This is a genomic window from Allobosea sp. (assembly GCF_036675845.1).
GTDB lineage: Bacteria > Pseudomonadota > Alphaproteobacteria > Rhizobiales > Beijerinckiaceae > Allobosea.
Genome location: NZ_JAKFED010000052.1, coordinates 1 through 24,238, shown reverse-complemented (window position 1 = coordinate 24,238; position 24,238 = coordinate 1). Strand labels below are relative to the sequence as shown.

The 24,238-nt window shown below is 69.0% G+C and carries 17 protein-coding genes; 13 read left to right on the top strand and 4 right to left on the bottom strand.

The window, feature by feature from the left end; translation table 11 throughout:
* Positions 1 to 158: 158 nt before the first annotated feature.
* Positions 159 to 1,529: a serine protease gene (locus tag V6M56_RS05265; RefSeq protein ID WP_332681861.1), complete on the bottom strand. Its 1,371-nt coding sequence runs from the start codon at positions 1,527 to 1,529 to the stop codon at positions 159 to 161.
* Positions 1,530 to 1,834: 305 nt separating this feature from the next.
* Here V6M56_RS05265 and V6M56_RS05260 point away from each other — a divergent pair, with 305 nt between their 5' ends.
* Both V6M56_RS05260 and pbpC read left to right on the top strand, forming a co-directional pair.
* Positions 1,835 to 7,075: an alpha-2-macroglobulin family protein gene (locus tag V6M56_RS05260; RefSeq protein WP_332681860.1), complete on the top strand. Its 5,241-nt coding sequence runs from the start codon at positions 1,835 to 1,837 to the stop codon at positions 7,073 to 7,075.
* A 200-nt stretch (positions 7,076 to 7,275) separates the two neighbouring features.
* Positions 7,276 to 9,423, top strand: coding sequence for a penicillin-binding protein 1C (gene pbpC, locus V6M56_RS05255; RefSeq protein ID WP_332681859.1), 2,148 nt, complete (start codon positions 7,276 to 7,278; stop codon positions 9,421 to 9,423).
* A gap of 157 nt (positions 9,424 to 9,580) precedes the next feature.
* Here pbpC and V6M56_RS05250 read toward each other — a convergent pair whose 3' ends face one another.
* Both V6M56_RS05250 and V6M56_RS05245 read right to left on the bottom strand, forming a co-directional pair.
* Positions 9,581 to 12,655, bottom strand: coding sequence for an efflux RND transporter permease subunit (locus V6M56_RS05250; RefSeq protein WP_332681858.1), 3,075 nt, complete (start codon positions 12,653 to 12,655; stop codon positions 9,581 to 9,583).
* Positions 12,652 to 13,767, bottom strand: coding sequence for an efflux RND transporter periplasmic adaptor subunit (locus V6M56_RS05245; protein WP_332681857.1), 1,116 nt, complete (start codon positions 13,765 to 13,767; stop codon positions 12,652 to 12,654). Before V6M56_RS05245 ends, V6M56_RS05250 begins: the two co-directional genes overlap by 4 nt.
* Before the next feature lie 135 nt (positions 13,768 to 13,902).
* Here V6M56_RS05245 and V6M56_RS05240 point away from each other — a divergent pair, with 135 nt between their 5' ends.
* The 5 genes from V6M56_RS05240 (at position 13,903) to phnE (V6M56_RS05220) (ending at position 18,335) form a co-directional block, all read left to right on the top strand.
* On the top strand, positions 13,903 to 14,517 hold the full coding sequence (locus tag V6M56_RS05240) for a TetR/AcrR family transcriptional regulator (protein ID WP_332681856.1): 615 nt from the start codon (positions 13,903 to 13,905) through the stop codon (positions 14,515 to 14,517).
* A gap of 77 nt (positions 14,518 to 14,594) precedes the next feature.
* On the top strand, positions 14,595 to 15,413 hold the full coding sequence (gene phnC, locus V6M56_RS05235) for a phosphonate ABC transporter ATP-binding protein (protein WP_332681855.1): 819 nt from the start codon (positions 14,595 to 14,597) through the stop codon (positions 15,411 to 15,413).
* Between the two features lie 60 nt (positions 15,414 to 15,473).
* Positions 15,474 to 16,403, top strand: a complete 930-nt coding sequence (gene phnD, locus V6M56_RS05230; protein WP_332681854.1) for a phosphonate ABC transporter substrate-binding protein — start codon at positions 15,474 to 15,476, stop codon at positions 16,401 to 16,403.
* 199 nt (positions 16,404 to 16,602) lie between these two features.
* Complete coding sequence (gene phnE / locus V6M56_RS05225) at positions 16,603 to 17,484, top strand: phosphonate ABC transporter, permease protein PhnE (RefSeq protein WP_332681853.1); 882 nt, start codon at positions 16,603 to 16,605, stop codon at positions 17,482 to 17,484.
* On the top strand, positions 17,481 to 18,335 hold the full coding sequence (gene phnE / locus V6M56_RS05220) for a phosphonate ABC transporter, permease protein PhnE (protein ID WP_332681852.1): 855 nt from the start codon (positions 17,481 to 17,483) through the stop codon (positions 18,333 to 18,335). The genes phnE (V6M56_RS05225) and phnE (V6M56_RS05220) overlap by 4 nt, the downstream gene beginning before the upstream one ends.
* Positions 18,336 to 18,440: 105 nt before the next feature.
* On the opposite strand, the gene phnF is transcribed toward phnE (V6M56_RS05220), so the two are convergent.
* Positions 18,441 to 19,232, bottom strand: coding sequence for a phosphonate metabolism transcriptional regulator PhnF (gene phnF, locus V6M56_RS05215; RefSeq protein ID WP_332681851.1), 792 nt, complete (start codon positions 19,230 to 19,232; stop codon positions 18,441 to 18,443).
* 88 nt (positions 19,233 to 19,320) lie between these two features.
* On the opposite strand from phnF, the gene phnG reads away from it, so the two are divergent.
* The 6 genes from phnG (at position 19,321) to phnL (ending at position 24,225) form a co-directional block, all read left to right on the top strand.
* Complete coding sequence (gene phnG, locus V6M56_RS05210; RefSeq protein ID WP_332681850.1) at positions 19,321 to 19,761, top strand: phosphonate C-P lyase system protein PhnG; 441 nt, start codon at positions 19,321 to 19,323, stop codon at positions 19,759 to 19,761.
* A 2-nt stretch (positions 19,762 to 19,763) separates the two neighbouring features.
* Positions 19,764 to 20,363 carry a phosphonate C-P lyase system protein PhnH gene (gene phnH / locus V6M56_RS05205; protein WP_332681849.1) on the top strand — a complete coding sequence of 200 codons (600 nt, stop codon included), beginning with the start codon at positions 19,764 to 19,766 and terminating at the stop codon, positions 20,361 to 20,363.
* Positions 20,364 to 20,366: 3 nt separating this feature from the next.
* Positions 20,367 to 21,551, top strand: coding sequence for a carbon-phosphorus lyase complex subunit (locus V6M56_RS05200; protein ID WP_332681848.1), 1,185 nt, complete (start codon positions 20,367 to 20,369; stop codon positions 21,549 to 21,551).
* Positions 21,548 to 22,477, top strand: a complete 930-nt coding sequence (locus tag V6M56_RS05195; protein ID WP_332681847.1) for an alpha-D-ribose 1-methylphosphonate 5-phosphate C-P-lyase PhnJ — start codon at positions 21,548 to 21,550, stop codon at positions 22,475 to 22,477. Before V6M56_RS05200 ends, V6M56_RS05195 begins: the two co-directional genes overlap by 4 nt.
* Positions 22,478 to 22,479: 2 nt before the next feature.
* Positions 22,480 to 23,280, top strand: a complete 801-nt coding sequence (gene phnK / locus V6M56_RS05190) for a phosphonate C-P lyase system protein PhnK (protein WP_332682036.1) — start codon at positions 22,480 to 22,482, stop codon at positions 23,278 to 23,280.
* 246 nt (positions 23,281 to 23,526) lie between these two features.
* Positions 23,527 to 24,225 (top strand): phosphonate C-P lyase system protein PhnL, encoded by a 699-nt coding sequence (gene phnL, locus V6M56_RS05185; RefSeq protein WP_332681846.1) that lies wholly within the window; start codon positions 23,527 to 23,529, stop codon positions 24,223 to 24,225.
* The last annotated feature ends 13 nt before the right edge of the window (positions 24,226 to 24,238 follow it).

The following is a 24,238-nucleotide window of genomic DNA, read 5'->3' as shown; positions in this document are numbered from 1 at the left end:
AGCGTTCCTCCACTTCAATCGATTTAGAAGATGACGGCTTCTCCGCGCGCAGCGGGGTCGTCTTGATCTTCGCGCGCCATCAGAACCGATTGCGGCCGCTGAGGCAACAGCTTTGCATGCAGTATGCGCCCAGGATGCGCCGACGGCGCGCGACGACCTTACAGGGCGCAGGCGATCGGGACCACGCCCTTGCCCGCCGCCTCCACGATCGCGCCGGTGCTCAGCCCGGCATCGCCGCCGGAAGCGGCCGGGAGCTTCGCCTCGGCCCTGGCGAGCACGGCCTGCAGCGCCGTGGCACCCGCCATCGCATGGCTGCGCTGCGGCGCGACGCCCGCGACAAGCGACTTCTCGGAAGGATTGGCGGTCACCAGCCCGGCGAGCCGTCCCTGCCTGTCGAAGACCGGGCTGCCCGCGCCGCCGGGCTGCAGCGGCACCTGGACGCCGTCGCCCTTGAGCTCCCCGGCGAGCGCGACCGCGGCGCGCGCCGCTCCGGCGCCGTCGAAGCCGAGCACCACCACCGCTTCGGCCGTTTCCGACGCGGTCTCGCGCAGGACCAGGCCAGGCTGGGCCACGAGGCCCGGCACATCGAGCAGGGCAAGCCGGCTGGGCGCGTCCTGCAGCCGCAGCTTCGCCGGTCGTGCACCGACCTTCAGCCCCTTGCAGGCCTCGACCGAAGCCTGTGCCGTCAGCACCAGATCCGGGGCGACGACGAGCCCGACACCGAAGCGCTCGGTGGCGACGGGCGGCGGCGCGGTTGCTGTCGCCGGGCTGGCCGAGGGCGCTGCCGGCGCCGGCCCGGTCGGGAACGGCTCGAAGCTGTCGGCGATCGCGGTCACGACCTTGTCGAAGGTCGCCGCCACCGCCTTGTCATAGCCGACGGAGAAGCCGCGCAGGCCGGCCGGCGCGCTTTCCTGCCGGCGGAAGAACCTGCCGCCCGGCGTCTCGCCGGCGACGACGAAGAAATTCGGCTGCAGCAGCTTGTAGGTGATCCGGCGCTGCACGTTCGGATTGACGGCGATCTGCCGTTCGAACGCCGCCGCCAGCGGTTCGCTCTGCGGCCCGGCGCTGACATCGAGCGTGATCCTGCCATCGGCGCTCTGCCAGCGGCTGCCGCCGGACGGCGTCGCCTCGCGCTTCGGCAGCAGCTTCTGCGGAATGCCGATGCGCACGCCGGTGCGCTCGTCGGTGACGATGGCGAACCCCGCCGCCTCGCGGGCAATTCGCGCCAGCCGCGCCAGTTCCTGCCGCTCGGCCGGGCTTAACCGCCCGTCGGGCGCGCCGCGACCGGCCTTGAAGCCGTTGACGGCCCGGAAGGTCAGCGGGCCGAAATTGCCGGTGGCGGCGCTGTTGAGATGCCCGGTCCAGATCAGGTCGGACTGGATCGCCTTGCGCTCGGCCTCCGGCAATTCCTCGAAGAGGCGGGTCGCAACGGCGAGGGCCGGATCGGCAGCGCGCCGCTGCGCCAGCGCCGGTCCCTGCAGCAGGACGAGCATGAGGACGAGGCCGGACATCGACCGGAAACGGATCAAGACGACCTCCCCTTCGAGCCGGCGTCGGCATCGCCGGCTGGCGCGCTATTCAGCGCGAGCGCTGCCGCCGAGGCAAGAGGGCAAGGGCCAGGGCAAGGCGCAAAGGCGGGGCCGAGAGCCCGGATCAGAGCCAGGGCGGCGAAAACCGCTCAGACCCGGCCAAACGTACCGGTTGGCCCGGCCGGGCGAGTTGCGCTGGCCGGGCCCGGTGGTAGCTTCGTTTCGGCCGCGACGCCACGACACGTCATCGCGCCGACGCCTGCCGCTGCCATTTTTGCGCCGCATGCCTTCCCGGAGACCGAGCCATGACCCTCCTCGCCCGTCTCGCCCTCCTCCTCGGTCTCGCTGTCGCCGCGGCGCCGGCCTTCGCCCAGAAGGCCTATGTCAGGCCGGACCTCGCCAGCGACGGCCAGCGGCTGGAGGAGCGGCTGAAGCGCGAGGTCGGGGCGAGCCAGCGACCCTTCGCGACCCTGCTGCGCGACGGCAATGCGGCGATCGCCCGCGGCGAGGCCCGCGCCGCGCTGCCGCTCGCCAACGCGGCGGCGATCGCAGAGCCCGCCAACCCCGCCGGCTGGCGGCTGATGGCGCAGGCCGCGAGCGGCATCGAGCCGCGCGATTATCGCGAACGCTATGAATTGCGCGAGCGGGCGATCAGCGCCGCCTATCTCGCCTATCAGCGCTCGAGCTCGCGCCCTGACGAGGCGACCTCGCTCGGCGTGCTCGCCCGCGTCTTCGAGAAGAACGAGCTCTGGCGCCCGGCCCTGACCAGCTACCGGCTCAGCCTCGACATCGCCGACAACGCCTCCCTGCGTAGCGATTACGAGGCGCTGCGCGCCCAGCGCGGCTTCCGCCTCACCGGCAACAAGGTCGATTCGGACGCGGCGAGCCCGCGCGCCTGCTTCATCTTCTCCGAGCCGCTGGCGCGCGGCCGCGTCGACTTCGCCCCTTATGTCGCCGTCACCGGCAAGGGCGACTTCGCCGTCAGCGCCGAGGACCGCCAGCTCTGCGTCGACGGGCTGCGCCATGGCGAGCGCTACGCCTTCGTCATCCGCCAGGGCGTGCCCTCCGCGCTGCCCGACGAGAAGCTGCTGAAATCCGCCGATTACGAGGTCTATGTCCGCGACCGCGCCCCGTCCGTGCGCTTCACCGGCAAGAACTACGTGCTGCCGCGCACCGGCCAGCAGGGCGTGCCGGTGGTCTCGGTCAATGCCGACAAGCTCGATCTCGAGGTCATGCGCATCGGCGACCGCAACCTGATCAACTCGGTCCATTCCGAGGACTTCCTCAGCCAGCTCGGCAGCTACAACGCCAGCCAGATTGCGGCCGACAAGGGCGCCAAGGTCTGGTCCGGCCAGATGGACGTGAAGTCCGAGCTCAACAAGGACGTCACCACCGCCTTCCCGGTCATGGAGGCGGTCGGCCGGCTCCAGCCCGGCGTCTATGTGATGTTCGCCAAGCCGACCGACGGGAAGGCGGTGAGCCCCTCGGACGACGACTACGGCTATGACGGCTCGACCAGGGCGACGCAGTGGTTCGTCGTCTCCGATCTCGGCCTGACGAGCTTCTCCGGCCCCGACGGCGTGCATGTGCTGGTGCGCTCGCTCGCCGACGCCGCCCCCGTCGCCAATGCCGAGCTGCGCCTGGTCGCCCGCAACAACGAGGTGCTGGCGACGGTCAAATCGGACGCCAACGGCTATGCCCGCTTCGATGCCGCGCTCGGCAAGGGCCAGGGCGGCAATGCGCCCGGCCTCGTCACCGCGACCTTGGCCGAGGATTACGGCTTCCTCGATCTCAAGCAGACGGCGTTCGATCTCTCCGATCGCGGCGTCAAGGGCCGCGTCGCCCCCGTCGGCCTCGACGCCTATCTCTACACCGAGCGCGGCGTCTACCGTTCGGGCGAGACGGTCTACCTGACCTCGCTGCTGCGCGACGCCAAGGGTGCCGCCGTCACCGGCCTGCCGCTGACGCTCGTGGTCAAGCGCCCTGACGGCGTCGAATACCGCCGCCGCCAGGTCGAGGACCAGGGCGCCGGCGGACGCAGCCATTCGATCCCGCTGATCTCCGGCGCGCAGACCGGCACCTGGCGCGTCCAGGCCTATGCCGACCCGAAGGGCGCCGCGATCGGCGAGGTCTCCTTCCTGGTCGAGGACTATGTCCCCGAGCGGCTCGAGCTGACGCTCGCCGCCAAGAAGCCGGTGCTGCAGGCCGGCGAGCCGGCCGAGATCGACGTCAACGCCCGCTATCTTTACGGCGCGCCGGGCTCCGATCTCGACGTCACCGGCTCGATGACGGTGCGCGCCGCCGGCCAGAGCGCGATCCCCGGTTTCGCCGGCTACGAGGTCGGCCTCACCGACGAGGCCTTCGAACCGCAGCAATCCGAGTTCGAGGAGACGGCCAGGACCGATGCGAACGGCAAGGTCACGATCGTCAATCCCGTCGCCGAACCGGAAGCCAACCGCCCGCTCGAGGTCGAACTGACGATCCGCGCCGGCGAGCCCGGCGGACGCGCCATCGCCCGCTCCGTCACCCTGCCGATCGTGCCCAGGGGCGCCGCCATCGGCGTGCGCAAGACCTTCAAGGACGGCGAGCTCGGCAATGGCCAGACCGCGACCTTCGAGGTCATCATGGCCAATGGCGACGGCCGCCGGATCGGCCGGCAGGGCGTCAAGTGGACACTCTCCAAGGTCACCCGCAACTATCAGTGGTTCTATCAGGACGGACGCTGGAACTATGAGGGCGTGAAGTCGACGCGCCGCGTCAGTGATGGTGAGATCGCGGTGGCCGAGAACGCACCGGCCCGCATCGCCGCGCCGGTGCAATGGGGCAATTACCGGCTCGACGTCAGCGCCGACGGCGCCGACGCGACCGAGACCAGCGTCTCCTTCAACGTCGGCTACGAGACCGACAAGACTGCCGACCAGCCCGACGTGCTCGATGTCGCGCTCGACAAGGCGGCCTACGCCGATGGCGAGAGCATGCAGGTGCGGCTGACCGCGCGCTTCACCGGCAGGGCGACGCTCGCCGTGCTCGGCGATCGCGTCAACGAGATCCGCACCGTCGATGTCTCGCCCTCCGGGACGACCGTCACGCTGCCGGCGAAGTCGGACTGGGGCGCCAGCGCCTATCTCGTCGCCCTCGCCCATCGCCCGATGGACCAGGCGGCGCAGCGCATGCCCGGCCGCGCCATCGGCCTCAGCTGGTTCAGCGTCGGCAAGGACGAGCGCAAGCTCGCCATCGACCTCAACGCGCCCAGCCTCGTCCGCCCGCTTTCGACCCTGTCGCTGCCGATCAAGGTCACGGGCGCCAGGGCCGGCGAGGAGGCCTTCGTCACGGTCGCGGCCGTCGATGTCGGCATCCTCAACCTGACCCGCTTCGAGAGCCCCGATCCGAGCAGCTACTTCTTCGGCCAGCGCCAGCTGGGTCATGAGCTGCGCGATCTCTACGGCTATCTGATCGACGGCATGCAGGGCGTGCGCGGCGCCATCCGCTCCGGCGGCGATGAGGCTCCGCAGCTCAATGGCGAGGCGCCGACCCAGGAACCGCTGGCGCGCTATTCCGGCGTGGTCAAGCTCGGCCCCGACGGCACCGCCAAGGTCGATTTCGAGCTGCCGGCCTTCAACGGCTCGGTCCGCGTCATGGCCGTGGCCTGGTCGGCCGGGCGGACGGGCGAGGCCAGCGCCGACGTCTTCGTCCGCGACCAGCTCGTCGCCCAGGCGACGCTGCCGCGCTTCCTGGCGCTCGGCGACCAGTCGCGCTTCCACCTGCAGATCGACAATGTCGAGGGGCCGGCCGGCTCCTATCTCGTCGATCTCGACGTCAAGGGGCCGGTCGTCGTCGGCGCCGATGCGACCCGCAGCACGATGACCCTGGCCGCCGGCGCCAAGGGCTCGCTGACGATCCCGGTCACCGCCGCCGGGCTCGGCCGCGCCAGCTTCGACGTCAAGGTCACCGGCCCGGGCGGCATCGGCACGGTGCAGAACCTCGCCGTGCGCGTGCAGCCCTCGACGCAGACGATCGCGCGCCGGATCGTGCGGCCGATTCCCGGCGGCGGCTCGCTCACCGTCTCGGCCGACCTGCTCGCCGACCTCGTGCCGGATTCAGGCGCCGTCTCGGTCTCGGTCTCGCCGGTCGCGGCGCTCGACGTGCCGGCGATCCTCAAGGCGCTCGACCGCTACCCCTATGGCTGCACCGAGCAGACGATCAGCCGGGCGCTGCCGCTGCTGGTCGTCAACCGGCTCGCCTCGATGGAACAGCTGGCGCTCGACGGCAATGCCGACGAGCGCGTCACGGCGGCGATCGAGCGCGTGCTCGCCCGCCAGGACGGCAACGGCTCCTTCGGCCTGTGGAGCGTCGGCGGCGACGATCTCTGGCTCGACGCCTTCGTCACCGACTTCCTGACAAGGGCCCGCGAGCGCCAGTTCGCCGTGCCGCAGATCGCCTTCAACCTGGCGCTCGACCGCCTGCGCAACCAGGTCGTCAACACCAGCGAGATCAACAAGGAGGAGGCCGCCGGCATCGCCTATGCGCTCTATGTCCTCGCCCGCAACGGCCGGCCGGTGATGGGCGACCTGCGCTATCTCGCCGACAACAAGCTCGCCGACTTCGCCTCGCCGCTCGCCCGCGGCCAGATCGGCGCGGCGCTCGCCTTGCTCGGCGACCGCACCCGCGGCCGCACCGCCTTCGTCAGCGCGCTCGACCGTTTGCAGCAGACCAGCGATGACGGGCTCTCGCGCGCCGATTACGGCTCGCGGCTGCGCGACGGGGCGGCACTGCTCGCCTTGATCGCCGAGAGTAATGGCGACCGGGCCGATCTCTCCCGGGCCAGCGGCATCGTCGAGAACGCCCGCGCCACCTCGCGCTACACCTCGACGCAGGAGAACATGTGGATGGCGATGGCCGCCGCCGCGATGGCGCGCGAAGCCGAAGGCATGGCGCTGACCATCGACGGCAGCGAGCGCAAGGGCGCCTTCTACCGGACGGTTCCCGCCGCCGCGCTGGAAGGCAAGCCGCTGGTGATCGGCAATCCGGGCACGGCGTCGGCCAATGCGGTAATCACCGTCTCCGGCATCCCGACCACGCCGGAGCCGGCGCTGAACCAGGGCTTTGCGCTCGAGCGCACGCTCTTCACCATGAAGGGCGAGAAGGTCGACCCGTCGCGGCTGCGCCAGAACGAGCGCTATGTCGTCGCCCTCAAGGTGACGGAGCCGGCGCTGCGCTATGGCCGGCTGCTGCTCGTCGATCCGGTCCCGGCCGGGCTCGAGATCGAGAACGCCAACCTGACCGAGGGCGCTTCCGTCGAGGGGCTGAACTGGCTGAAGCAGGAGGTTCCGCCGGTCCATACCGAGGCGCGCGACGACCGCTATGTCGCCGCCTTCACCCGCAATGGCGGCAGCAGCCAGCCGCTCTCCTTCACCGTCGCCTACATCGCCCGGGCCGTCTCGCCCGGCCGCTATGTCCAGCCGGCGGCGGTGATCGAGGACATGTACCGGCCCGACCGCTTCGGCCGCACCGGCTTCGGCACGGTCGAGATCAGCTCGGCGAGGTGAGGGCAATGCCGAGCTCTCGCCACGCAAGCAGCGCGCCTCTCTCCCCCCTTGTGGGGGAGAGATGGAGAGGGGGGTAGTCAGCCGTGCGGTCGGGACAGGAGCAGAGCGGAAATGCCGGTCACCCAGTCACCCCCCTCCCAAACCCTCCCCCACAAGGAGGGAGGGCTGCCGCGCGGTTCCGGAGGGGGTTCCGGCAGGCTTTGGTCGCAGCCAGCGCGCTCAGCGCCACCGCTATCGCCACCCTCCTCTGGTACGCCGCGACCCTCCCCCCGCTCGACCTCGCCGCCGCCGGCGACCGCTCGACCGTGGTGCTCGACCGCGAGGGCAAGCTGCTGCGTCCCTTCCTCACCGGGGACGGCCGCTGGAAGCTGCCGGTCGGCGCGGCCGATGTCGATCCGCGCTATCTAGCCATGCTGAAAGCCTATGAGGACAAGCGCTTCGACAGCCATGCCGGCATCGACCCGCAAGGCATCGTCCGCGCCGCCGGCCAGATGCTGGCCAATGGCCGCATCGTCTCGGGCGGCTCGACGCTGACCATGCAGGTCGCACGCCTGATCGAGCCGCGCCGGGAACGCTCGCTCGCCGCCAAGCTGCGCCAGGCAGTGCGGGCCGTCGAGATCGAGCGACGCTTCGGCAAGACGGAGATCCTCGACCTCTACCTGACGCTCGCCCCGTTCGGCGGCAATCTCGAAGGCGCGCGCGCCGCGAGCTTCGCCTATTTCGGCAAGGAGCCGAAGCGGCTCTCGACCGCCGAGGCAGCGCTGCTGGTGGCGCTGCCGCAATCGCCGGAGCTGCGCCGGCCCGATCGCTTTCCGGAAGCGGCGCGCAAGGCGCGCGAGCGCGTGCTCGCCCGCGTCGAGGCCGCCGGCATCGTCACGCCGGATGAAGCAGCGGCAGCGCGCGAGGAGCCGATCCCGAGCGCGCGAAGGCCCTTCCCGGCGCTGGCGCCCCATACCGCCGAGCAGGTCGTGGCCGAGGCGCCCTCCGCCCGCAGCCATCGCCTGACCCTCGACGCCCGCTGGCAGGCCAGCCTCGAGCATCTCGCCCGCGAGCGCGCCGCGGGCCTGAGCCCGCAAGTCTCGATCGCCATCCTCGCCGTCGACAACGAGACCGGCGAGATCCGCGCCTCGGTCGGCGGCGTCGACTATTTCGACGCCGGGCGCGCCGGCTCGCTCGACCTGACGCAGGCGCTGCGCTCCCCCGGCTCGGCGCTGAAACCCTTCATCTATGCGCTCGCCTTCGACAACGGCCTCGCCCATCCCGAGACCATGCTGGAGGACCGGCCGACCCGCTACGGGCTCTATGTGCCGGAGAATTTCGACCTCGGCTTCCAGGGCATGGTCAGCGCCCGCAGGGCCCTGCAGCTCTCGCTCAACCTGCCGGCGGTCGAGCTGCTCTCGGCGTTCGGCCCGCAGCGTTTCCTGTCGCGGCTGAAGGGCACCGGCGCCGCCATCGCCCTGCCGAAGGACAGCGGCGCCCCCGGCCTCGCCATCGGGCTGGGCGGTCTCGGCATCACGCTCTTCGACCTGACGCGGCTCTATGCCGGGCTGGCGCGCGGCGGCGAGGTCGTGCCGCTCCGGGTGAAATCCCTCGGCCCTCATCCGGAGGAGCCGCGTAGCGGCGTCTTGAAGGATGATCCAGAGCGCTCTGGAACCGTCCTTCGAGACGCGCCTGACGGCGCTCCTCAGGATGAGGGCCCGGCAGGGCTGCGCCTCGTCGAGCCGGTCGCCGCCTGGTATGTCGCCGACACGCTGCTCGGCGCCCCGCCGCCGCTCAACGCCGCGCCGGGGCGGCTCGCCTACAAGACCGGCACTTCCTATGGCTACCGCGACGCCTGGGCCGTCGGCTTCGACCGCAAGCACACGATCGGCGTCTGGGTCGGCCGGGCCGATAATGGCGCGGTTCCCGGCCTGGTCGCCCGCGCGGTCGCCGCGCCGATCCTGTTCGACGCCTTCGCCCGCATCGGCCACGACCCGCGCCCCTTCGTCCAGCCGCCCGGCACGATCACCGCGACCAGCGCGACCCTGCCGCCGCCCCTGCGCCATCTGCGCCAGGACCTGCCGAAGACCCTGGCGGCGCTGGCGACGCCGGGGCTGAGGCTCGCCTTCCCGCCCGAGGGCGCCCGGATCGACCTTTCCGCCTCCACCCCGGAAGGCGGCCGGCCGCAGCTCGGCCTCAAGGTCGCCGGCGGCGTCGCGCCCTTCACCTGGCTGGTCGACGGCGCGCCGGTGACCGGCCCGATCCGGCGTCGCGAGGCGGCCTGGCAGCCGCCCGGCAAGGGTTTCGTGCGGATTTCGGTGGTCGATGCCGCCGGCGCCAGCGAGAGCGTCTCGGTCAGGCTGCAATAGCACCGCGTCTTTCCGGGGCGCTGCGCAGCAGCGAGCCCGGAACCCATGAACACGCCCCGGGCGGAAAAGCACTGTCGTCGTAGAGCCTTATCGAACCCGCATCGTGTTCATGGGTTCCGGGTTCGGCCTTCGGCCGCCCCGGAATGACGGCGGCGGCTCATTCGGCCGGGTGCGGGTGTGCCGCCTCGGGCAGGTTGCGCGCCGTGTGCGTGCCCCGCGCCAGATAGCTGTAGGCGACCGGCACGACATAGAGCGTGAGCAGCGTGCCGAAGGTCATGCCGCCGACGATGACCCAGCCGATCTGCGAGCGGCTCTCGGCGCCGGCGCCGGAGGCCAGCGCCAGCGGCACCGCGCCGAGCACCATGGCGCCGGTGGTCATCAGGATCGGGCGCAGGCGCAGCTCCGCCGCATCGACCAGCGCCTCAAGCATCTCCTTGCCTTCCTCGCGCAGCTGGTTGGTGAATTCGAGGATCAGGATGCCGTGCTTGGTGATCAGCCCGACCAGGGTGATCAGGCCGATCTGGCTGTAGACGTTCATCGTCCCGCCGGTGAAATACAGCGCCGCCAGCGCCCCGGTCATCGACAGCGGCACCGAGACCATGATCACGACGGGATCGACGAAGCTCTCGAACTGCGCCGCCAGCACCAGATAGATGAAGCCGAGCGCCAGCAGGAAGACGAGCGCGATCGACGTGCCCGACTCCTTGAACTCGCGACTCTGGCCGGAATAGTCGATCTGGAACGAGGCCGGCAGCACCTTGGCGGCAGCCCGCTCCAGCACGGAAAGCGCGTCGCCGAGCGAATAGCCCGGCCCCGGCACCGCGGTGATCGTCGCCGAGCGCAGCTGGTTGAAGCGGATCAGCTCCTTGGGCGCGACGCTCTCCTCGATCTGGACGAGGCTGGAGAGCTGCACCACCGCGCCGCCGCGGCCCATCAGATAGATCGACTGCAGCGTCTGCGGCGTGTTGCGGTCCTGCCCGGCGACCTGGAGCACGACGTCGTACTGCTCGCCGTTCATGTTGAAGCGCGTCACCTGGCGGCCGCCGAGCAGCGTCTCCATGGTGCGGCCGATGACGTCGACGCCGACGCCGAGATCGGCGGCGCGCTGCCGGTCGATCGAGACCTTGATCTGCGGCTTGTCGAGGATGAGGTTGCTGTCGATATTGGTCAGCGCCGGATGGCCCTGGACCTCGGCGATCAGCCGGTCGACGTTCTCCTTGATCTCCGCATAGGAATCGGAGGAGCGCAGCACGAACTCGACCGGCTTGCTGTTCGCCCCGCCGCCGCCGAGCGAGGGCGGGTTGGTGGCGAAGAGGCGGATGCCCGGGATCTGCGACAGGCCCTTGTTGAGCTCGGCGACCAGGTCCTGCTGCTTGCGCTGGCGCTGTTCCCAGGGCTTCAGCCTGGCGAAGGCGATGGCGCGCGTCACATCGGGGAAGCCGACGATGACGAGATAGGTCTCGACCTCCGGGATATTGCGGAGATAGTCCTCGACGCGGCGCGCATAATCGGCGGTGAAGGACAAGGTCGCGCCTTCCGGCGCCACGCCGATCGCGGTGATCGTGCCCCGGTCCTCGACCGGCGCCAGCTCCGAGCGCAGATTGCTGAAGAAGAAATAGCTGCCGCCGGCGACGCAGAGCGCCAGCACCACCACCACCGGCCGGGCCCGCAGCGCCAGGCGCAGCGAGCGGCGATAGCCATCGGCCAGCCCCTGGAAGCCGCGCTCGAGCAGGTTGTAGAGGCGGCCATGCGAGTCGTGGTGGCGCAGCAGCTTGGCGCACATCATCGGCGTCAGCGTCAGCGCGACGAAGCCGGAAACCAGCACGGCGCCGGCGAGGGTCAGCGCGAACTCGATGAAGAGCTTGCCGGTGCGCCCGGTCGAGAACGCCATCGGCGCATAGACGGCCACCAGCGTCAGGGTCATCGCCACGACCGCGAAGGCGATCTCGTTGATGCCGCGGATCGCCGCCTTGTTCGGCTCCATGCCGTTCTCGATATGGCGGTGGATGTTCTCCAGCACGACGATCGCATCGTCGACGACCAGGCCGATGGCGAGCACCATCGACAGCAGCGTCAGCGTGTTCACCGTGAAGCCGAGCGCATACATCAGCGCAAACGCGCCAACCAGGGAGACCGGGATGGTGACCAGCGGGATCAGCGTCGCCCTGAGCGAGCGCAGGAACAGGAAGATGATCAGGACGACGAGGACGACCGCCTCGATGATCGTCGTGTAGACCGCCTTGATCGAGCGGTCGATGAAGATCGAGGTGTCGTAGGAGGTCGCGATCGACATCCCGTCCGGCAGGTCCTCGGTGATGCTTGGCAGGGCCGCGGTGACGCCGGAAGAGACGTCGAGCGGGTTTGCCGTCGCCTGCTTGACGATGCCGATCGTCACCGAGGGCGTGCCGCGGAACCAGGCGGCGTTGCGCTCCTCGCGGGCCCCGAGCTCGACCTTGGCGACGTCGCTCATCCGCACGGGGAAGCCGTTGACGTCCTTGACCGTGATCTTCTGGAACTGCTCCGGCGTGGTCAGGCTGGTCTGCGAGAGCACGGTGAATTCGCGGTCGTTGCTCTCGATCCGGCCGGAAGGAATCTCGACGTTCTGCGCCCGCAGCGCCGCTTCGAGGTCCTGCACGGTGATGGCATAGGCCGCCATCCGGGCCCGGTCGAGCCAGATCCGCATCGCATATTGGCGCTGGCCGAGGATTCGCACTTCGGCGACGCCGGTGATGTTCTGGACCCGGTCGGCGATGAAGCGGTCGGCGAAATCGGTCAGTTCCAGCGGCGAATGCCGGCTGCTGGTCAGCGAGAGATAGAGGATCGGCTGGGCATCGGCCTCGACCTTGGCGATGACCGGCTCGTCGATTTCTTCGGGCAGGCGCCCGCGCACGCGGCTGACGCGGTCGCGCACGTCGGAAGCGGCGACGTCGGGGTCGACGCTCGGACGGAAGCGGACCGAGATGAAGCTGCGCTCCTGCCGGCTGGTCGAGGTGACGGTCTCGATGCCTTCGATGCCGGCGATCGAGTTCTCCAGGACCTGCGTGACCTGCGTCTCGATGATCTCGGCGCTGGCGCCGCGGTAATCGGTCCGGACCGAGACGACCGGCTCGTCGATGTTCGGATATTCGCGCACCGTCAGCCGCGTATAGGAGACGAAGCCGATCAGGACGACGAGCAGGCTGAGGACGGTCGAGAGGACCGGCCTGCGGACGAAGAGCTCGAACAGGCTCATTGCAAGCTGCCCGGCGCGGCGCCCGGCAGCGCGCTCGTCTGCACGGTCTTCTTCTGCTTGATCGCGACCACGGAGCCCTCGCGCAGGCGCATCTGTCCGGCGGTGATGATCTGCATGCCGGCTTTCAGCCCGCTCACCACCTCGACCTTGCCCGGCAGGCGCTTGCCGAGCTCGACCGGGACGCGCTTCGCCTTGCCGTTCTCGACGATGAAGACCATCTTGCCGATCCCGTCCGGCACCACCGCGGTCTCGGGGACGATCAGGGCGCCCTCGCGCTTGTCGACCACGATGGTGATGCGCGCGAACAGGCCGGGCTTCAGCACGAGATCGGCATTGGGCACCTTGGCGCGCAGGCGCACCGCCCGGCCGTTGACGTCGACCACCGGATCGATCGCGAAGATCTGGCCGAGGAACGGCCGGTCCGGCACGGCATCGACCTTGAGCTGCACCGGCTGGCCGACCTTGAGCTGGGTCATGAAGATCTCCGGCACCCGGAAATCGACCTTGATCGGGTCGATATTGGTGAGCGCGACCAGCGGCTTGCCGATCGAGATATAGTCGCCGACGCCGACCGAGCGCAGCCCGACCACGCCGGTGAACGGCGCCTTGATCGTCGCCTGGGCGAGCTTCGACTGGACCAGCTGGACGCGGGCCTCCTGCGAGGCGAGCTGGGCCGTCGCCTGTTCCAGCGCCACCTGGGTGCCGGCGCCGCGCTGCACCAGCGAGCGGTTGCGGTCATAGGTGTCGCGCGCCAAAGAGAGATCGGCCTGGGCCTGCTTGAGCTCGGCGTCGAGGATCGCGGTGTCGAGCTTGACCAGTTCCTGGTCCTTGCTGACGCGCTCGCCTTCCCGGAAGCCGAGCGCCACGACCCGGCCGGCGATCTCGGAAGCGATGATGATGGCTTCGTCGGCCGCCAGCGTGCCCAGCGCCTCGACCTCCTCGTTCACCGTAGCGCGCTCGACGACGCCGACCTCGACCGGGACGCCCGGAGTCGGGTTGGCGACGGCATGCGCCTGCGCCGGCTGGCTGACGGCGCGGAAGTGCTTCTGGTAGCCATAATAGCCGCCACCCGCCAGCCCGACGATCAGGAGAAGGAGGAAGAAACGCTTCATGAGGCTGGACGCTCCGGTACCGCGTGTTTAACTTAGACTGGACGGTCCAGTTTGATAAGGTCTCAAATAGGCGGAAGCATGTCGGAAATGTCGATCGAAGGCCGTATACTCCCCGCAACGACGGAAGCAAGGTCGATGCCGGCGGAGAAATCGCGGCCGAGCAAGCACGATGCGATCACCCGGGCGGCCGCCGAGATGTTCCTGGCCGAAGGCTTCGACCGGGCCAGCCTCGACCAGATCGCCCAGCGTGCCGGCGTCTCCAAGCAGACCATCTACAGCCACTTCGCCGACAAGGAGGCGTTGTTCAAGGCGATCTGCGCCGAATTGACCGAAAAACTGACGATTCCGCTGCGGAAACCGCTGAAACAGAACGCCGACCTGCGCAGCATCCTCGTCCGGTTCGGCGAGGACGCCCTGGCGATGATGCTGCATCCGGCCTCGCTCGATCTGCACCGCCTGATCGTCAACGCCGCCGCGCGCTTTCCGGAGCTCGGCCGGGCGGCCTATGAGGCCGGCGCGAACCGGATGCTGGCGGATCTCGGAGCGCTGATCGTCGAGCGTTCACGATCCGGTGATGGCTTCGCGCGGCACGTCGAGAGCGAGCGCGCCGCGGTCCTCGCCGAGCAGTTCGTCGGCATGCTGCGCGGCTTCCATCAGGCGCGCGGCCTGCTCGGCGTCGATCCGGCTCCGGCCGAGGCGCTGCAGGCCTATGTCGCCGGCTGCGCCGACCTCCTGCTGCGCGGCGCCTGAGCGGGCAGACCCGGCGTCACGGCACTGTCATCTGGCCTCGATACCGCTCCGCTCGCTCAATGCGAGGAGAAGCGGCGATGCTGCGCATCGAAGGCCTGACCAAGCGTTTCGGCGGCAACACCGCCGTCGACCATCTCGACCTCTCGATTCCGAAGGGCGAGATGGTCGGCGTCATCGGCCGTTCCGGCGCCGGCAAATCGACCCTGCTGCGCATGCTGAACCGGCTTTCCGAGCCGAGCGCCGGCCGCATCCTCAGCGGCGAGCGCGACGTCACCGCCCTGCGCGGCGCCGCGCTGCGGGCCTGGCGGCGCGACACCGCCATGATCTTCCAGCAGTTCAACCTCGTCGGCCGTCTCGACGTGCTGACCAATGTCCTGCTCGGCCGGCTGAACCACCGCTCGGCCGCGCTGACCCTGGTCAAGAGTTTCGCGCAGGACGACAAGATCCGCGCCATCGCCGCGCTCGAGCGTCTCGATATGGGTCATCTCCTGGCGCAGCGCGCCGAGACCCTCTCCGGCGGCCAGCAGCAGCGCGTCGCCATCGCCCGGGCGCTGGTGCAGGAGCCGCAGATCATCCTCGCCGACGAGCCGATCGCCTCGCTCGACCCGCGCAACAGCCAGATCGTGATGGACGCGCTGTTCCGGATCAACCGCGAGGACGGCATCACCGTCATCTCCAACCTGCACCATCTCGACATCGCGGCGAAGTATTGCGACCGGCTGATCGGCATGGCCGCCGGCAGGATCGTCTTCGACGGCCCACCGCACGCCCTGACCGGCGCGATCGCGGCCGAGCTCTACGGCATCGAGGCCAAGGATGCCGGCGCCGAGGCGCTCGACGCGCTCGACGCCATCGCCAGCTCCGAAGCCAGGCGCGCCAGACAGAACGTCGCCTGAGCGGGCCCGCCGCCGGCAACGCTTAACCCCAGACCACCAGCCAGTCCAAAGGAGCATCCCATGCCGACCCGCCGTCATACCCTCACGCTCGCCGCCGGCCTCGCCGCGACGTTCGCCGCCCCGGCGTTCGCCCAGAATGCCTCGGCGCAGGACTGGAAGGCCAAGTATCCGGAGCTGGTCTTCGCCATCATCCCGGCCGAGAACGCCTCGGGCGTGACCGAGCGCTACACCCCCTTCGTCAACTATCTCGCCAAGGAACTCGGCACCAAGGTGACGCTGCGCATCGCCAACGACTATGCCGCGATCATCGAGGGCCAGCGCGCCGGCAACATCCACATCGCCTCCTATGGCCCATCCTCCTTCGCCCGCGCCCGCATGACCGGCGCCAAGGTCGACGCCTTCGCCATCGAGACCAATCTCGACGGCACCAAGGGCTATCACTCGGTCTTCTATGTGAAGAAGGATTCGCCCTATCAGAAGGTCGAGGACCTGAAGGGCAAGAATCTCGGCCTGGTCGACCCGAACTCGACCTCGGGCAACAATGTCCCGCGCTTTGCCCTGAACGGCATGAAGATCGAGCCCGAGACCTTCTTCGGCAAGGTCGTCTATACCGGCAGCCACGAGAACGCGATCATCGCCCTGCAGCAGGGCACCGTCGATATCGTCGCCAACTGGTGGAACGACGAGCAGGAATCGAACCTGCAGCGCATGGTCCGCAAGAACATGGCCAAGGCCGAGGACTTCCGCATCATCTTCAAGTCCGAGCAGATCGTGAACTCGCCGATGGCCTATCTCACCGACATGCCGGAGGAGTTGAAGGCCAAGATCCGCGACGCGGTCCTCAACATCGCGAGCAAGGACAAGGCCGCCTTCGACAAGATCTATGAAGGCAAGCAGGGCCCGCTGGTCGCCGTCGACAACAAGGCCTACGACCCGATCATCGAGCTCAACAAGTTCGTCGACGAGCTGCGCAAGAAGAAGTCCTCGTAAGCAGGTCGGCCCTGCAGAGCTGAACGCGGGGACCCCCTCTCCTGTAAGGAGAGGGGCAGGGGTGAGGTGTAGGCCGTTTCGCGGTTGTCCTCCCTTCAGGGCTCCAACTCGCCAACTGGTTAGCTGGCCATCCCCTCACCCTGCCCTCTCCCTATGGGAGAGGGTTCCCCGCGCCTCACGCGGCAAGGGAAAACCACCCATGACCCTCGCGATCGACCGCAACGACCCTGCCGTCGCGGCCCATGCCGCTCTCTACCGGCGCGAGATCGGCGCGAGGCGGCTGCGCACGCTGCTCGGCGCGGCGCTCTTCGTCGCCTGTGTCCTCCTCGCCGCGATCGGCTCGGAGGTCGACCTTGCGAAGTTCGCCGAAAACGCCTGGCGCTTCCCGAAATACATCCTCGAGACCATCCCGACGCTGCGCCTCGCGACGCTCGGCGCCGATCTCAAGGAATGGTACTGGGGCCTGAACGGCTGGTTGAAGCTGCTCTGGCAGACCCTGCTGATCGCCTATGTCGGCACCGTGCTGGGTGCCGTCGGCGGCTTCCTGCTCTGCTTTGCCGCCGCCGGCAATCTCGGCCGCTCCAGATGGCTGCGCTGGGCGACGCGCCGCTATCTCGAATTCTGCCGCACCGTTCCGGAGATCGTCTTCGCGCTGATCTTCGTCATCGCCTTCGGGCTCGGCCCGCTGCCGGGCGTGCTCGCCATCGCCATCCACACCATGGGCGCGATGGGCAAGCTCTTCTCCGAGGTCGTCGAGAACATCGACATGAAGCCGGTCGACGGCCTCGCCGCCACGGGGGCGGGCTGGTGGCAGGTGATCCGCTTCGCCGTGGTACCGCAGGTCCTGTCCAATTTCGCCAGCTACGCGCTGCTGCGCTTCGAGATCAATGTCCGCGGCGCCTCGATCATGGGCTTCGTCGGCGCCGGCGGCATCGGCCAGGACCTGATCGAGGCGATCCGCAAATTCTACTTCACCGATGTCAGCGCCATCCTGCTGCTGATCATCGTCACGGTGATGCTGATCGACTACGGCACGGAGCGCCTGCGCCATGCGTTGCTGAGCCTGGACCACGGCCGATGAGCCTCACCCTATCGACTGCCGACCGCGCCGCCCTCGTCACCCGCCACAAGGCGGCGATCGACGGCTCGCTGAAGACCCGCCTCGTCACGCTCGCCGTCATCGGCGGCCTCATCGGGCTCTTCCTCTATGGGCTGACCACGCTCGAGACCTCGTTCTGGAAGATCATCGCCGGCTTTGCCAATCTCGGCAGCTTCGTGGCGCTGATGCTGCCGCCCGATCCGGGCTCGCTCGCCCGCGCCGTGATCTTCGTCAAGGCGCTGTTCGAGACCATCGCCATCGCCTTCCTCGGCACCATCCTGGCGGCGATCCTCGCCTTCCCGCTCGGCTTCCTCGCCGCCAAGAACGTCGTCGCCAACCGCGTCGTGCATTTCCTGGCGCGGCGTTCGATGGATACGGTGCGCGGCGTCGATGCGCTGATCTGGGCTCTGATCTGGGTCAATGTCGTCGGTCTCGGCCCCTTCGCCGGCATGCTCGCCATCATGACCAGCGACCTCGGCGCCTTCGGCAAGCTGTTCTCCGAAGCGATCGAATCTTCCGACCGCAAGCCCGTCGAGGGCGTCGCCTCGGTCGGCGGCGGCAAGCTCCACGAGATCCGCTTCGGGCTGATCCCGCAGGCGCTGCCGGTCATCGCCAGCCAGGTGCTCTACTATATCGAGTCGAACACCCGCTCCTCGACCATCATCGGCATCGTCGGCGCCGGCGGCATCGGCCTCTATCTCGCCGAGACGATCCGCACGCTCGAATGGCAGCAGGTCTCCTTCCTGATCCTGCTGATCCTCGCGGCGGTGACGGCGATCGATTTCCTCTCCGGCAAGCTGCGCTTCGCCATCATCGGCAAGCGGGCGCTCTGAGCGTTCCCTTCTCCCCTCGGGGGAGAAGGTGTCTGCGAAGCAGACGGATGAGGGCAGGACGACCGGCCACGCCAGTCAGTCGTCCATCTGTCCTTCCCTCATCCGTCAGCGCTTCGCGCTGCCACCTTCTCCCCCGAGGGGAGAAGGAAGATCCCCGAACGGCTCGACGACCATCTCCATGCGCTCACCGGCGAAGGCGCCGAAGATCAGATGGATCGGCGTCAGATCCGGCAGCGCGTCGACCGCATGGGCCTGCAGCACCGCCGCTCCCGGCTCGAGCTTGAGCAGCATCGCCTCGCGCTCGGTCGCAGGCCGCGCCGCGAGCCGCGTCGAGCGCCGGACATAATCGGGAATGCCGCTGGCCTTGAAGGCTGCGGTGATCGACGCGCCCGCCTCGATGAGAATCGCATCGAAGCCCGGAAAGCGCTCGACCTCGAGATAATGCAGGCCCGTGCCGACCGGCGTGCCGCCGGCCCGGCTCAGCGTCTCGATCGCCCAGAGCGGCGTGCCCTCGGGGAGGCCCAGCGTCGCACAATGCTGCGGCTCGCCGGCCACGATCGTCGCTGACAGCATCGAACTCGACACTCCGATGCCGGCCGCGCCGAAATTAGTGCGCAGGCTGACGCGACGGCCGATCCGGTAGGGAAAGCGCGGCGCCGTGACCTGCGTGCCGCGCCCGCGCGAGACCGTGACGAGCCCGCATTCGGCGAGATGGCGGAAGGCCTGCCGCACCGTGTGGCGGTGCACGCCATACTGCTCGGCGAGCGCCACCGAGGCCGGCAGCGTGTCGCCCGGCCGGTACTCGCCCTGCTCGATCGAGGTCGCCAGCGCGTCGGCGATCCGCCGCCACGCCGTCCCGCCATCGCCGGCCCGCCCTTCCGAGGCGCTGTCCGTCATGAAAATTTCATCTGAAATGTATAGACCTTTCTCACGTTCAACCCCATAATAGTCTAGACATTAGCGCTTGGCGAGAGGCCCGCATCTGATGGACGAAACCGCGAAACGGCAGCACTGGATGGCCGTGCTGGCCCGCGCCTCGCAGCAGGAGATCGAGGCGCTGCTGCAGCAGGCCCGCCCCCTGCCGACCCATGAGGTTCTCAAGGCGCCGGAAACCGGCACCGTCATGGTCGAGGGCCGCGCCGGTGGCGCCGGGCGGCGCTTCAACCTCGGCGAGGCGACGGTGACGCGCTGCGTCGTCCGGCTCGAAAGCGGGACGATGGGCTTCTCCTACGCGCTCGGCCGCGATGCCGGAAAGGCGCGGCTCGCCGCGGTCACCGAAGCGCTGCTGCAAGGCGAGGGCGAAACCGGCCCGCTGCGGCGCGGCATCGCCGCACTCGCCGCAAGCCAGCAGGCGGCGCGCGAGCTCGCTTCGCGCAAGGCTGCGGCGACCAAGGTCGATTTCTTCACCCTGGTCAGGGGCGCGTGACGATGCAGAGCGACAGCCAGATCCATGCCGGCTTCTCCGACCCGGTTTTCCAGTCGCAGGCCGCCTTCCGGGCGCTGCTGACGGCTCTTTCCGAGCCCGGTCTCGTGCAGGATATTGGCAGCGCCTTGCAACCGCCCGCCGGCCTCGAAGCTGCTACCGCCATCGCCCTGCTGACGCTGGCCGATTACGAGACGCCGATCTGGCTGCCGCCCTCCCTGAAGGGCGGCCCGGCCGGCGCCTGGCTGCGCTTCCATTGCGGTGCGGCGCTGGTCGAGGATCCCGCCGCCGCAGCCTTTGCCGTGATCGACGGCAGGCTCAAGGCGCCGCTGCTTTCCGCCTTCAACCCCGGCGACGACCAGTTCCCCGACCGTTCGACCACGGTGATCGTGCAATGCGCGGCGCTGACCGCCGGCGATGCCGTCATGCTGGCAGGCCCCGGCATCGCCGGCAGCCGCGCGATCGCGCCGTCCGGCCTGCGCCCCGGCTTCTGGGCCGAGATCGAAGCCAATGCCGCGCTCTACCCGTGCGGCGTCGATCTGATCCTGAGCCATGGCACACAGGCGCTCGGCCTGCCGCGCTCGACGCAAATCCTTGAGGCTTAGCCGATGTATGTCGCGGTCAAGGGCGGCGAGGCCGCCATCCTCGCCACGCATGATCTCGTCGCCGAAGCCAGGCGCGGCGACGAGAACGTGCCGGAACTCGCCGTGACCCAGATCCGCGAGCAGATGGGCCTCGCCTGCGCCCGTGTCATGAACGAGGGCTCGCTCTACGATCCCGATCTCGCGGCGCTGGCGCTGAAGCAGTCCCAGGGCGACGCCATCGAGGCCGCCTTCCTGATGCGCGCCTACCGCACGACGCTGCCGCGCTTCGGCTCCTCCGAGCCGGTCGATACGGCCAGGATGGCGATCCGCCGCCGCGTCTCGGCGACCTATAAGGACCTGCCCGGCGGCCAGGTGCTCGGGCCGACCTATGACTACACGCACCGGCTCTTCGATTTTTCGCTGATGGAGGAAGCACGCGTCATGGTCGGGCCTGACCCGACCATCTCGGGACCAGAAAGCGACTCCGGGGCTCATCCGTCGGGAGATGCCCGGGTCGAGCCCGGGCATGACGCGAAACCCCTCGACGCCTTCATGCCGCGCGTGCCCGACATTCTCGGCGCCGAGGGTCTGATGGAGGAAGAGGCCCCGCCCGCAGGCGATCCGCGCCCCTTCGACCTGACCCGCGAGCCGGTCTCCTTCCCCGCCGAGCGCGATGTCCGGCTGCAGGCGATGGCGCGCGGCGACGAGGGCTTCCTGCTCGGCCTCGGCTATTCGGTGCAGCGCGGTTTCGGCGGCAACCACCCCTTCGTCGGCGAGGTCCGGGTCGGAGAGGTCTCGGTCGAATTCGTGCCGGAGGAGCTCGGCTTTGCCGTCGATCTCGGCGAGATCACCCTGACCGAATGCCAGATGGTCAACCAGTTCACCGGCTCGAAGGACGTCCCCCCGCAATTCACCCGCGGCTATGGACTCTCCTTCGGGCACAGCGAGCGCAAGGCGATGTCGATGTCGCTGGTCGACCGGGCGCTGAAATGCCGCGAGTTCGGCGAGGCGGCGGACTATCCGGCGCAGCAGGACGAGTTCGTGCTCTACCACTCCGACAATGTCGAGGCGGCCGGCTTCGTCGAGCACCTGAAGCTGCCACATTATGTCGATTTCCAGGGCGAGCTCGAGCTGATCCGCCGCATCCGCAGGGAGCGGGCGGAACGGCTGGCGCGCGAGGACGAACCCCTGCCGGAGGTCGCGGAATGAACGCGCATCAAAAGCCCGCCGGCGAAACCGCCCGACCGGCCTACAACTACGCCTATCTCGACGAGCAGACCAAGCGGATGATCCGCCGGGCCCTGCTCAAGGCGGTGGCGATCCCGGGCTACCAGGTGCCGTTCGGCTCGCGCGAGATGCCGCTCGCCCGCGGCTGGGGCACCGGCGGCATCCAGGTCACCGCCGCGATCATCGGCCCGGACGACAGGCTGAAGGTGATCGACCAGGGCGCCGACGACACCACCAACGCGGTCTCGATCCGCCGCTTCTTCGAGCGCACTGCCGATGCCAGGACGACCGAAGCGACGGAGGAGGCGACGATCATCCAGACCCGTCACCGCATCCCCGAGGCGCCGCTGAAGGCCGGCCAGATCATGGTCTACCAGGTGCCGCAGCCGGAGCCGCTGCGGAAGCTCGAGCCGCATGAGGCCGAGACCCGCAAGATGCACGCCTGGGCCGAATACGGCCTGATGCAGGTCAAGCTCTACGAGAACATCGCCCGCTTCGGCGAGGTGACCACGACCTATGATTATCCGGTCATGGTCAATGGCCGCTATGTGATGGCGCCCTCGCCGATCCCGAAATTCGACAATCCGAAGATGCAGATGTCGCCGGCCCTGCAGCTCTTCGGCGCCGGCCGCGAGAAGCGCATCTATGCGGTGCCGCCGCATACCAGCGTCAGGAGCCTCGATTTCGAGGATCATCCCTTCCGCATCCAGAGCTGGGCAGAGCCCTGCGGGCTCTGCGGCGCCAAGGACAGCTATCTCGACGAGGTGGTGATCGACGACCAGGGCGGGCGCATGTTCGTCTGCTCCGACAGCCATCATTGCGAGACGCGGCGCGAGGCCGGGCATCGCGGCGCCATGCTCGCCGACGCCTCGGCCCTGCATCTGGTCGAGGACGAGGCCAAGCCATGAACATGCAGGTCAATCCGCAGGAACTTTCGCTCGAACCTTCGCCGCTGCTCTCCGTCTCCGGGCTGAGCCGCTTCTATGGCGAGCGCATCGGCTGCACCGGGGTCTCCTTCGATCTCTGGCCGGGCGAGGTGCTCGGCATCGTCGGCGAGTCCGGTTCCGGCAAGTCGACGCTGCTGCGCTGCCTTGCCGGCATCGACCGGCCCGACGAAGGCGAGGTGCTGTTCCGCGGCGGGCCTGCGCCGCTCGACATCTACTCGGTCGCCGAACAGGAGCGCCGCCGCCTGATGCGCACCGCCTGGGGCATCGTCCACCAGAACCCGCGCGACGGCCTGCGCATGGACGTCTCGGCCGGCGGCAATGTCGGCGAGCGCCTGATGGACAATGGCGCCCGCCATTACGGCAGGATTCGCGAGAAGGCGCTCGACTGGCTCGCCCGCGTCGAGATCGCCGAGAACCGCATCGACGACCGGCCGCGCCAGTTCTCCGGTGGCATGCAGCAGCGCCTGCAGATCGCCCGCGTGCTGGTCTCCGAGCCGAAGCTGGTCTTCATGGACGAGCCGACCGGCGGGCTCGATGTCTCGGTGCAGGCAAGGCTGCTCGACCTTTTGCGCGTGCTGGTGCGCGATCTCGGGCTGGCTGCGATCATCGTCACCCACGATCTCGCCGTCGCGCGCCTGCTCACCGATCGGCTGATGGTGATGAAGGACGGCCGCGTCGTCGAGCAGGGCCTGACCGACCAAGTCCTCGACGATCCGCACCATGCCTACACGCAGCTGCTCACCTCGGCGGTGCTGAGCGTATGACGGCCTTCGACCACAAAGGCGCGGGGAACCCTCTCCCGGAGGGAGAGGGCAGGGTGAGGGGTTGGCCGTTTGACGGTTTGCAGCGACCTCACCGCTGGTTCGCTGTCAGGTTGGTGCTCAACTGGTCCCGGGGCCGACAACTCACCCCTGCCCCTCTCCTTACAGGAGAGGGGTTCCCCGCGCCCTTCACGGGCTGCTCGCTTCCGTCACATCCTCGTCATCGCGCCGGCACAAGGCATTGAAGCCATGACCACCATGATTCACGTCGAGAACGTCGCCAAGGAGTTCACCCTGCACAATCAGGGTGGCGTCCGCCTGCCGGTGTTCGGCAATGTCAACTTCTCGGTTGCCGCCGGCGAGGCGCTGGTGCTGGCCGGCGCGTCGGGGGCTGGCAAGTCGAGCCTGCTGCGCATCCTCTATGGCAATTACCGGCCGACCTCGGGCCGCATCGCCATCACCCATGGCGGGCAGCCGATCGACATCGTCACTGCCGTGCCGCGCACCGTGCTCGACATCCGCCGCCGCACGCTCGGCTTCGTCTCGCAGTTCCTGCGCGTCATCCCGCGCGTCTCGGCGCTCGACATCGTCCGCGACCCGCTGCTCGCCCGCGGCGTCTCGCCTGAGGACGCCTCCGAGCGCGCGAAAGCCATGCTGGCAAGGCTCAACCTGCCACAGCGGCTCTGGGACCTCGCGCCGGCGACCTTCTCCGGCGGCGAGCAGCAGCGCGTCAACATCGCCCGCTCCTTCGTCGACCCCTCGCCGATCATGCTGATCGACGAGCCGACCGCCTCGCTCGACGCCGGCAACCGCGACGTCGTGGTCAGGCTGATCGCCGAGGCGCGCGAGCGGGGCTCGGCGATCGTCGGCATCTTCCATGACGAGGCGGTTCGCGAAGCCGTCGCGACGCGCTATCTCGACATCACCGATTTCCGGAAGGCCGCCTGATGACCACCATCCT

What these genes read in the sequence shown, in the direction of transcription:
- V6M56_RS05260 (WP_332681860.1), top strand. Translation starts at nt 1,835, where the DNA reads ATGACCCTCCTCGCCCGTCTCGCCCTCCTCCTCGGTCTCGCTGTCGCC.
- V6M56_RS05250 (WP_332681858.1), bottom strand. Translation starts at nt 12,655, where the DNA reads ATGAGCCTGTTCGAGCTCTTCGTCCGCAGGCCGGTCCTCTCGACCGTC.
- V6M56_RS05245 (WP_332681857.1), bottom strand. Translation starts at nt 13,767, where the DNA reads ATGAAGCGTTTCTTCCTCCTTCTCCTGATCGTCGGGCTGGCGGGTGGC.
- V6M56_RS05240 (WP_332681856.1), top strand. Translation starts at nt 13,903, where the DNA reads ATGCCGGCGGAGAAATCGCGGCCGAGCAAGCACGATGCGATCACCCGG.
- phnC (WP_332681855.1), top strand. Translation starts at nt 14,595, where the DNA reads ATGCTGCGCATCGAAGGCCTGACCAAGCGTTTCGGCGGCAACACCGCC.
- phnD (WP_332681854.1), top strand. Translation starts at nt 15,474, where the DNA reads ATGCCGACCCGCCGTCATACCCTCACGCTCGCCGCCGGCCTCGCCGCG.
- phnE (WP_332681853.1), top strand. Translation starts at nt 16,603, where the DNA reads ATGACCCTCGCGATCGACCGCAACGACCCTGCCGTCGCGGCCCATGCC.
- phnE (WP_332681852.1), top strand. Translation starts at nt 17,481, where the DNA reads ATGAGCCTCACCCTATCGACTGCCGACCGCGCCGCCCTCGTCACCCGC.
- phnF (WP_332681851.1), bottom strand. Translation starts at nt 19,232, where the DNA reads ATGACGGACAGCGCCTCGGAAGGGCGGGCCGGCGATGGCGGGACGGCG.
- phnG (WP_332681850.1), top strand. Translation starts at nt 19,321, where the DNA reads ATGGACGAAACCGCGAAACGGCAGCACTGGATGGCCGTGCTGGCCCGC.
- phnH (WP_332681849.1), top strand. Translation starts at nt 19,764, where the DNA reads ATGCAGAGCGACAGCCAGATCCATGCCGGCTTCTCCGACCCGGTTTTC.
- V6M56_RS05200 (WP_332681848.1), top strand. Translation starts at nt 20,367, where the DNA reads ATGTATGTCGCGGTCAAGGGCGGCGAGGCCGCCATCCTCGCCACGCAT.
- V6M56_RS05195 (WP_332681847.1), top strand. Translation starts at nt 21,548, where the DNA reads ATGAACGCGCATCAAAAGCCCGCCGGCGAAACCGCCCGACCGGCCTAC.
- phnK (WP_332682036.1), top strand. Translation starts at nt 22,480, where the DNA reads ATGCAGGTCAATCCGCAGGAACTTTCGCTCGAACCTTCGCCGCTGCTC.
- phnL (WP_332681846.1), top strand. Translation starts at nt 23,527, where the DNA reads ATGACCACCATGATTCACGTCGAGAACGTCGCCAAGGAGTTCACCCTG.